8 protein-coding genes are annotated in these 8,937 nt (G+C 69.6%); 7 read left to right on the forward strand and 1 reads right to left on the reverse strand.

Features of this window, described 5'->3' with window-relative positions:
* The first annotated feature begins 14 nt into the window (after positions 1-14).
* Together ccrA and ACFPFQ_RS48050 are read left to right on the forward strand one after the other, a co-directional pair.
* Positions 15-1,346, forward strand: coding sequence for a crotonyl-CoA carboxylase/reductase (ccrA, locus tag ACFPFQ_RS48045; RefSeq protein WP_379630022.1), 1,332 nt, complete (start codon positions 15-17; stop codon positions 1,344-1,346).
* A gap of 140 nt (positions 1,347-1,486) precedes the next feature.
* Positions 1,487-2,863 carry a hypothetical protein gene (locus ACFPFQ_RS48050; protein WP_379630023.1) on the forward strand — a complete coding sequence of 459 codons (1,377 nt, stop codon included), beginning with the start codon at positions 1,487-1,489 and terminating at the stop codon, positions 2,861-2,863.
* A gap of 320 nt (positions 2,864-3,183) precedes the next feature.
* Here ACFPFQ_RS48050 and ACFPFQ_RS48055 read toward each other — a convergent pair whose 3' ends face one another.
* Positions 3,184-4,968, reverse strand: coding sequence for a 3-hydroxyacyl-CoA dehydrogenase family protein (locus ACFPFQ_RS48055; RefSeq protein ID WP_379630024.1), 1,785 nt, complete (start codon positions 4,966-4,968; stop codon positions 3,184-3,186).
* 139 nt (positions 4,969-5,107) lie between these two features.
* On the opposite strand from ACFPFQ_RS48055, the gene ACFPFQ_RS48060 reads away from it, so the two are divergent.
* From ACFPFQ_RS48060 to ACFPFQ_RS48080, 5 genes are all read left to right on the forward strand, one after another.
* Entirely contained in the window at positions 5,108-5,455 is a 348-nt protein-coding gene (locus ACFPFQ_RS48060) for an SseB family protein (protein WP_379630025.1), read from the forward strand.
* Complete coding sequence (locus tag ACFPFQ_RS48065; protein WP_379630026.1) at positions 5,452-6,039, forward strand: hypothetical protein; 588 nt, start codon at positions 5,452-5,454, stop codon at positions 6,037-6,039. The genes ACFPFQ_RS48060 and ACFPFQ_RS48065 overlap by 4 nt, the downstream gene beginning before the upstream one ends.
* Positions 6,040-6,044: 5 nt before the next feature.
* Complete coding sequence (locus ACFPFQ_RS48070; protein WP_379630027.1) at positions 6,045-7,970, forward strand: putative T7SS-secreted protein; 1,926 nt, start codon at positions 6,045-6,047, stop codon at positions 7,968-7,970.
* Positions 7,971-7,984: 14 nt separating this feature from the next.
* On the forward strand, positions 7,985-8,617 hold the full coding sequence (locus ACFPFQ_RS48075) for a hypothetical protein (protein ID WP_379630028.1): 633 nt from the start codon (positions 7,985-7,987) through the stop codon (positions 8,615-8,617).
* A gap of 50 nt (positions 8,618-8,667) precedes the next feature.
* On the forward strand, positions 8,668-8,937 hold a 270-nt coding region (locus ACFPFQ_RS48080; RefSeq protein WP_379630029.1), incomplete at its 3' end, for a helix-turn-helix domain-containing protein.

Below are 8,937 nucleotides of genomic sequence, written 5' to 3' on the forward strand. Positions count from 1 at the left end.
ATCGGAGGCCGGCCGTGCAGGAGATCCTCGACGCAATCCTCGCCGAGCAGTTCAGCGAGATCAGCGGGCTGGACCTACCCGATCACTACCGCGGTGTCACCGTCCATGCCGACGAGGCCGACATGTTCAAGGGCATGGCGACGCGCGACAAGGACCCCCGCAAGAGCCTGCATCTCGATGACGTCGCCACCCCGGAGCTCGGCCCGGGCGAGGCGATCGTCGCCGTGATGGCCAGCGCCATCAACTACAACACCGTCTGGACGTCGATCTTCGAACCGATGTCCACCTTCGGCTTCCTCAAGCGCTACGGACGCATGTCCGAGCTGACCAAGCGCCACGATCTGCCCTACCACGTGGTGGGGTCCGACCTGGCCGGCGTCGTGCTCCGCACCGGACCGGGTGTGAACAGGTGGAAGGCGGGCGACCAGGTCGTCGCGCACTGCCTGTCGGTCGAGCTCGAGAGCCCCGACGGTCACAACGACACGATGATGGATCCGGAGCAGCGCATCTGGGGCTTCGAGACCAACTTCGGTGGCCTGGCCGAGCTCGCGCTGGTGAAGTCCAACCAGCTCATGCCCAAGCCCGCCCACCTCACGTGGGAAGAGGCGGCCAGCCCCGGGCTCGTCAACTCCACGGCCTACCGCCAGCTCGTCTCGCGCAACGGCGCGGGCATGAAGCAGGGCGACACCGTGCTGATCTGGGGCGCGTCCGGCGGGCTCGGCTCCTACGCCACGCAGTTCGCGCTCAACGGCGGCGCCACCCCGGTCTGCGTCGTCTCATCGCCGGAGAAGGCAGCCATCTGTCGCAAGATGGGCGCCGAGCTGATCATCGACCGCAGCGCGGAGGGCTACCGGTTCTGGAAGGACGAGCAGACCCAGGATCCCTCGGAGTGGAAGCGTTTCGGCGGCCGCATCCGCGAACTCACCGGCGGTGACGACCCCGACATCGTCTTCGAACACCCCGGCCGTGAGACGTTCGGCGCGAGCGTCTACGTGGCCCGCAAGGGCGGCACGATCGTGACGTGCGCATCCACGTCCGGTTACATGCACGAGTTCGACAACCGCTACCTGTGGATGAACCTCAAGCGCATCGTGGGCTCGCACTTCGCGAACTACCGCGAGTCGTGGGAGGCCAACCGGCTCATCGCGAAGGGCCTGATCCACCCCACGCTGTCGAAGGTGTACCCGCTCGCCGACACCGGCCAGGCGGCCATGGACGTGCACACCAACAGCCACCAGGGCAAGGTCGGAGTGCTGGCCCTGGCTCCCCGCGAGGGCCTCGGCGTCACCGATCCGGAGCTGCGGGAGCGCCACCTCGAGGGCATCAACAGGTTCCGCGGCATCTGACGGTCTGTCGGCGACCGTTCGGCGCCTGGTTCCCGGACCAGGCCCAACGGCGCCGACCGTTCGGCTCCGCAGAGCGTGAGGCTGCCCACCACGCCCCACCGTCAGGGTCATCGATCGGGGCAGGCCGGTACGGTGAGTACATGGCCGGAGACCCTTTTTCACCCCCGTCCGACGCCGGTTTCAGCGTTGTCCGCAGGGGTTATGACCAGGGTCAGGTGGATGCCCACCTGCGCCGGATCGATGCCGAGATCCGCATCCTCGCCACCGATCGCGACGCTGCGGTGAGCCAGTCCACCCAGCTCAGCCGCGAGCTCGACGACGCCAGGGCCCGTGCCGAGCGGCTGCGCACGCAGGTGCGCACGCTCGTCAGCCCGCCACAGAGCGTGCAGGGCATGAGCGAACGCATGCGCTCGATGCTGCGGCTGGCCGAGGACGAGGTCGCCGAGATGTTGGCAACGGCCGAGCGCGACGCGGCGCGCCGCACCCAGGAGGCCGAGACCGAGGCCGGCCAGATCATCGCCACCGCGCACGCCACCGCGGCACACGACCGCGCGCAGGCCTCCGCCGATGCCCAGACCGCCGCGCATGAGCTCGCCGTCCAGCGCGAGCTGCTGGAGGAGGAGCGCCGCTCGGCCGCGCTCAAGATCGCCTCGGCCGACGCGGAGGCCGATCTGCAGCGCTCGCTGGTCTGGGCCGACTCCGAGTCCCGCCGGGCGCTGGTCGAAGAGGACTTCACCATCGCGATGAACCAGCGCCGCACGGAAGCGCTGCGGTCCCTCACCGCCGAGCGGCTCGAAGCCCGCGATGCCGCGGAGGCGATCCGCCAGACGGCCGCCGATCGCAGCCGTGCCGAGATCGCCGAGGCGAAGACGCAGGCCCAGGCCATCGTCGGCGAGGCCGAGCGCAGCATCGTCGATCTCACGGCGCTGCGCGGTCGGCTCGCCGAGCAGCTGCAGGGCATTCGGGCCGAACTCGAGCGCGTGGTCGGGGGGCTGGCACCGCTGCCAGAGGAGTCCCGCACACCCGCGGACGTCACTCCGGCAGCGGCCCGACCGGCAGCCATCCCGCTGCCCGCAACCTCGGAGGCAGACCCGCCGGTCAGCGCTGCAACCCCGCCCCCGGCAACCGCGACGCCTGCAACCGCAACCCCGGCAGCCGCAACGCAGTCCCCGCCGAACGCGGCTCCTGCGGCGGCGGAAGAGCCGCCTGCGGTCGCGCCCGCCGCAGCTCCGGCGCCAGCGGTGGCCACCCCGGCCGAACCTGCCGCGTCGCCGGTCACGAACCCGACCCCGCCGGTCCGGCCCACGTCCGCACCGCGCCCGCGCCCCACGGCGAGGGCGAAGCCCACACCCACCGCGCGCCCGGCCAGGGGCGTGTCCGGCGCGACCGTCGACGTGCCCGCCACGCCGGCACCCACCGCAGACAGCGAGACGGCGTCGGACGAGCCCGGCCAGAACCCGCCGGCCCGCAGGCGCACCCGCAAGCGCACCGGGGCGAGCACGGCCGCCCGGAACTGATCCGAGCCGGGTCAGCCGGTCGGGTCAGCCGGGTCGGCGACGGTGGCGGGCCGACCAGCACGAAGCGTGCCAGTGGCGCCGGTCCTCGACGGATCCGTACTCGGCCGCAGGCCACGCCACCACGTGCGGCGTGCCGCCCGGAATCAGCTGGTCACAGCCCGGGCACCGGTACGTCCGCTCCGAAGCCGAGCCGGGCACGTTGCGCACCACCCACTCGCCGTCGGTGCTGCTCTCGGCGCGGGTGAACGTCGCAGACCGCAGCGGCACATGGGACGGCCGCTGCGGACGCGAGGATCGAGGCACGACAGGGTCAACGCATATCAGCGGGCCGCGTAGTCCCGGAACCCGTGGCTGGTCTTGCGACCGAGCCGACCGGCCGTGACCAGGTGCTCGAGCAGCGGTGCCGGGGCATAGCCCGACTCGCGGAACTCCAGGTAGAGCGACCGCTCGATCGCCAACGAGACGTCGAGACCGACCACGTCGAGCAGCTCGAACGGGCCCATCGGCAGCGCGCAGCCGGTCTTCATGGCGGCATCGATGTCGTCGGCCGTGGCGTAGTGCGCCTCGAGCATCTTGACGGCGTCGTTGAGGTACGGGAACAGCAGCGCGTTGACGATGAACCCGGCGCGGTCGCCGCAGGACACCGGCACCTTGCCGAGCCGCTCGCACAGCGCGATCGAGGTGGCGGTCACCTCGGGGGCGGTGCTGATCGTGGACACCACCTCCACGAGCTTCATGACCGGTGCGGGGTTGAAGAAGTGCAGGCCGACCACGTCCTGCGGCCGGGTGGTGGCGGCAGCGCACTCCACCACCGGCAGCGACGACGTGGTGGTGGCGAGGATCGCGCCGGGCTTGCAGATCTCGTCGAGCGCGGCGAACACGGCCCGCTTGACGTCGAGCTCCTCGGCGATGGCCTCGACGACCAGGTCGACGTCGGCGAAGTCCTCCAGGCGCGTGGTGCCGGTGATCCGGGCCAGCGCCTCGTCACGCTGCTCCTCGGTGAGCTTGCCGCGGACCACGCCCTTCTCGAGGGACTTGCGGACCCCGGCGATCGAGCCCTGCACCTTGGAGTCGCTGCGCCCGCGCACGACGACGTCCAAGCCCGCCTTCGCGAACACCTCGACGATGCCCGAGGCCATGGTGCCGGTGCCGACCACGCCGACACGCTGGACGTCACGCACAGCGACGTCCTCGGGGATCGAGCCGGACGGCGTGAGCGCGTCGGCCACGACCTCCGAGCTGTGCGCCTTGGCATAGGTGTAGAAACCGCGGCCGCTCTTGCGGCCCAGCAGCCCCGCCGTGATCATCTGCTTGAGCACCGGGGTGGGCGCGTGGAGCTGGTTGCGCGACTGCTTGTACATCGTGTCGAGGATCTCGTAGCTCGTGTCGAGCCCGATCAGGTCGAGCAGCGCGAGCGGGCCCATCGGGTAGCCGCAGCCGAAGCGCATGGCGGCGTCGAGGTCCTCGCGGCTGGCGTAGCGCGACTCGTACATGCGCGCGGCGTGGTTGAGGTAGCCGAACAGCAGCGCGTTGGCGATGAACCCGGCGCGGTCGCCGATCACCACCGGCACCTTCTCCAGCGTGGCCGCGAACGCCTGCACGTCCTCGGCGACGTCCTGCTCGGTGACGACCGTGCGCACCACCTCGACGAGCTTCTGCACCGGTGCCGGGTTGAAGAAGTGCATGCCGATGACCTTGCCGGGGCGGCCGGTGCGCACCGCCAGTTCGGTGACCGACAGCGACGACGTGTTGGACGCGAGGATCACATCCGGTCGGCAGACCTTGTCGAGCTCGGTGAACACACCGGCCTTGAGGTCGAGGCTCTCCGGCACGGCTTCGATCACCAGATCGGCATCGGCCATGTCCGACAGCGACGTGGTGGTGGTGACCCGAGCGGTCAGCGCGTCGGAATCCTCCTGCGACAGCTTGCCGCGCTTGACAGCGCGGGCGAGTGATGACTGCAGGTGCGCGCGTCCCCGCTCGACGGCCTCGGCATCGACGTCGGCCGCGATCACCTGCAGGCCGTTGCGGGCGAATACCTCGACGATGCCAGCACCCATGGTGCCCAGGCCGACAACGCCGACCGTCCGGAACTCGCGAGCCACGCGCCTACCTCCGCCTTTGGGGGATGAGTCGCAGAACATCCTCCCATCCCGCCGTCCGCAGCCGTCCCACGTGTGAGTTTCTCCATTCGGCCCACAGCGGCGAGCTGCCCTTCTAACCTCGTCGCCGGGGGTGGTCGAGATGGAGCTCCGACAGCAGATCGCGGCGATGTACGCCCGCAGGGGTGATCCGGATGCGCTCGTGCGGTCCTTCCGGCGCGCCGAACTCGTGGTCGCGCTCACCGATGACGATGCGATGCTGGCGCTGACCGACAGGGGCGTCCAGTGGCTGTGCGCCTTCACCAGTACCGAGGCACTGGCCCGGTTCGCCGTGGCGCGCGAGGCCGGCGACCGCTCGTGGTCCTTCCGGCGCGCAGCCGGGGCCGCGCTGCAGGACAGCCGCGGCAACGCGCCGCTCGGGGTGGCGGTCGATCTCGCGGGTGAGCAGCCCATGCTCTTCCCGCCCGCGCCGGGGCAGGGTGTCCGATGACCGACCCGAACGGCTTCCGCACGGCTCCGGAAGCCCTCACCGAGGCGGCGCTGGGGATCCAGGACGCGCTCGCCGAGCTGGGCGAGGTCGGCACGGTCGGGATGGCTGCGGCCGGTCGCGGCATCACCCAGCTGGCGCTGGACGAGGCCACGTTGGGCGATGCCGCGGTCGTCGGGGCGTTCAACGGGTTCTGCGAGCGGTGGGACTGGGGCGTGCGCGGCCTCGTCCAGGCCGGACAGAAGATCGTCGACGGGCTCAACGACTCCGGCGTGGCGTACCTCCAGGCGGAGAACGGCGCGGCGGGGTTGATGAAGCGGGCGCTGTTCGATCTGTCCGGCAACCCGATGGGTGATTCGGCGGCGGCGTCGACCCTCAACTGGGAGGACGCCCTCACCACCGGCCCGGACTACTCGGCACAGTCGTTCGCGGACGCGGGCGATCACATCGGCAGCACCTGGAGCAGCACCGTGGCCGACGCCGGCAACGCCGCGGTGCCGGGCATGATCAGCCGCGCGTTGAACGGCGAGAACCCGCTTCAGCCCATGGTGGACGACATCCACGGCCTCGCCGAGATCGGCGACTGATCGCGATGGCCACCGAATCGACGCTCGAGGACACCGACGATCCGCGCGCGCTGGTGCACGGCGATCCGGAGCGGATCGCGTCCACGTCGAGCCATCTCGGCAGGCTCGGCGAGGCGTTCGGCCACACCGCCTCCGGCCTCCAGCGCATCGACCTCGGTGCTTGGCAGGGGGTGGCAGCCGATGCGTTCCGCTCCACGTTCCAGGACTCGCCTGCCCGCTGGAGCGACGCCGCCACCGCGTTCCGCGCCGCCGCCGCCAGCCTCAACGGGTTCCACGGCACCCTGAGCTGGGCTCAAAGCCAGGCGGGTGAGGCCGCCGCGCTCTACCGGCAGGGCCGCGCCGCGTCGGTGGCGGCGCGCAGCAACTACAACGAGCAGGTCGACGCGTACAACGCAGCCGCCGCGGCCGGCACCAGCGCGACGGCACCGCCGCCGTTCACCGATCCCGGCGGGCCGGCGATGGCCCGCGCGCAACAGATCCTCGACGACGCCCGCTACACCCGCGACGCGGCCGGCGCCGACACCGCCCGCGCGCTGACCGCGGCCACCACCACTGCCCCGCCGCTGCCGTCGGGTTGGGAGCGGCTCGGCTCCAACCTCGCCGACGGGTTCACATCGCAGCTCACCGAGACCGAACACCTCCTCGGCGGTGTCGGCGAGGGCATAGAGGGACTGGCCAAGCTGCTGCGCAGCGTCAACCCGGTCGACCCCTACAACCTGACCCATCCCGCGCGGTACGTCGACAACGTGTCCACAGTGGCCGCCGGCCTCGTGCACACGGTGGTCCACCCCGTCCAGCTCGTGAAGGACGTCGTCGGTACCGGATGGGGCTCGGACCCGGCGAAGGCCACGGGCCACCTCATCCCCAACCTCCTGCTGGGGCTGGTACCGGGTGGTTCGGCTGCCCGCGGCGCCGGTGCGGCCGCGCGCGATGCCGCCGTGACCGCCGAACGAGGAGCAGCCGCGCGAGGTGGGGAGGCCGGACTGGCCCACCCACCTGCGCCGGCCGCTCCCCCGATCGAGCCGCGGCCCGCGGAGCCCGCGCCGCCCGCTGCGGCCGAACCGCATCCGGCGGAGCCTGCGGTGGCGCCGGTGACCGAACCGGTCCGCCCGCCGGAGCCCGCGCCGCATTCAGCCGCTCCGGAGCCGGCCGTCGCGCCGCCGCCCGAACTGCGACAGGCCGACGTCAGTGCCGCTCATACGGTGCAGGCATCGGGGCAGGGGTTGGGGGCGGTCGAGCGAGCGATCGATCCGTTACGGGTGCATGAGGCTGGGGTGCTGCCGGCTCGCACGGCGGTTGGGGAGACAGCGCCGGTGAGTCGCGCGCCGGTGATTCATGGTTCCGGACCGATCGACGGTCAGATCGCCCCTGCGGCTGGAGCGGCGAGTTCAGGCAGTCCGGTGGCGGCCGCGGACCCGGCAGCCTGGGCCGTGCCTCCGCCGCTGCGACGTGCGCAGCCGTTCCTGGAGAAGCGGGAGCTTGACATCAGGTTCAAGGGAGAGCACGACGGGACGGGTGGCCCGTTCCTTCCAGACCTGGTCGAGTACTTCAGCCCATTGCGCCTTGAAGACGCCCGACTCACCATCGAGGGCGGGCAGATTCGTTGGGCGACAACGGGCGAGCTCTTCGACACCTCGACCACCATGCTGTGGGACGGCCCCTCGGACAAGGCAATGTTCGTCATGGACGAGCATGGGAACCTCTACTCATCGCTTGAACAGGAGAAGGGGAGGTGGCATCATTCGAGCTTTCTCAGCGGCGGTCCGGTGGCTTCCGCCGGCGAGATCGAATCCATTCAAGGAGTACCGCAGGCGATTACTCGACGGAGCGGTCACTACCAACCCGGGATCGAACACCTTGAGCAGGTCGCCAATATGCTTCGCGAGCGGGGAGTCGATATTACCAAGATCGACTGGTCAGATGGATTTTAGAAAGTGGGCCACCAATGACCGAATCAAATGACTGGTCACCCTCGAATCTTACCAGCCTGACCTATGCACTAATGCACGTCCAACTTGACGATGCTGAAGCCCCGAGACGAACGGCAGAGGCAATGCTCGATGGTCGCGTCTATCGCGGATCACCAGAAGAGCACCGGCAGGAGGTGCGCAACCTTCTCAACTCGGACAACAACCTTGGATTCGACGAAAACCATAGCGATACTGGAATTCGCGAATTCTTCAGAAAGGTACTCACCCTTCTCGAATCGCCCAAGCCCTGGCCAACTCTGGACTTCCACCAACTGAGGTCCGGAGTCGAGCGAAGAAAACTCGACACCTCGCCGGCGATTGGGCGGATAGACTTGTCTGGGCCTGTCGTGAGTAGAAGGATCGAGCGTCCGTTCGACAGCTACGTTCGAGGCGGCGTCGAGTACGAGATCATCGTTCTGCGCTCACTATCCGGACGAACTCTCGCATTGCGCGCCAAACCGGCGAGCACCGAAGCCGGCTCAGTCGACTTTATCTCGCTCGACCCCGACCCGCAGGCCGCAATATCCGAGTTCGAGGCACTTACAGGAATTGCAGTTGAGCCAATTTATGCTCCAACCCCACCAAATCAACCCTATCCATTGATCTAGTGTTGCGTATCGCAACTCTGTTTACGGTTGATGGTGCGAGAGAATGAGGTATGTCAGTTGCTGCGCCACTGGTGCTGCGTGAGGGTGATCGTTCTCGGCTGGAGGCGCTGACCCGGGCGCCTTCGATCAGGGCTGGGATCGCGTTGCGGTCGCGGATCGTGCTGTTGGCCGCGGACGGGTTGCCCGACGCTGAGATCGCGCGCCGGACCGGGACGAGTCGCCCGACGGTGGTGGACTGGCGCGCCCGTTACGACGCTGGTGGGATCGCGGCGTTGCAGGACATGTCTCGTAGTGGTCGGCCACCGGAGATCGACGAGATC

Source organism: Pseudonocardia sp. GCM10023141 (assembly GCF_042653605.1).

Bases quoted from the DNA above. Each gene is read 5' to 3' on its own strand.
- ACFPFQ_RS48050 (WP_379630023.1), top strand. From the start codon at position 1,487: ATGGCCGGAGACCCTTTTTCACCCCCGTCCGACGCCGGTTTCAGCGTT.
- ACFPFQ_RS48060 (WP_379630025.1), top strand. From the start codon at position 5,108: ATGGAGCTCCGACAGCAGATCGCGGCGATGTACGCCCGCAGGGGTGAT.
- ACFPFQ_RS48065 (WP_379630026.1), top strand. From the start codon at position 5,452: ATGACCGACCCGAACGGCTTCCGCACGGCTCCGGAAGCCCTCACCGAG.
- ACFPFQ_RS48070 (WP_379630027.1), top strand. From the start codon at position 6,045: ATGGCCACCGAATCGACGCTCGAGGACACCGACGATCCGCGCGCGCTG.
- ACFPFQ_RS48075 (WP_379630028.1), top strand. From the start codon at position 7,985: ATGACCGAATCAAATGACTGGTCACCCTCGAATCTTACCAGCCTGACC.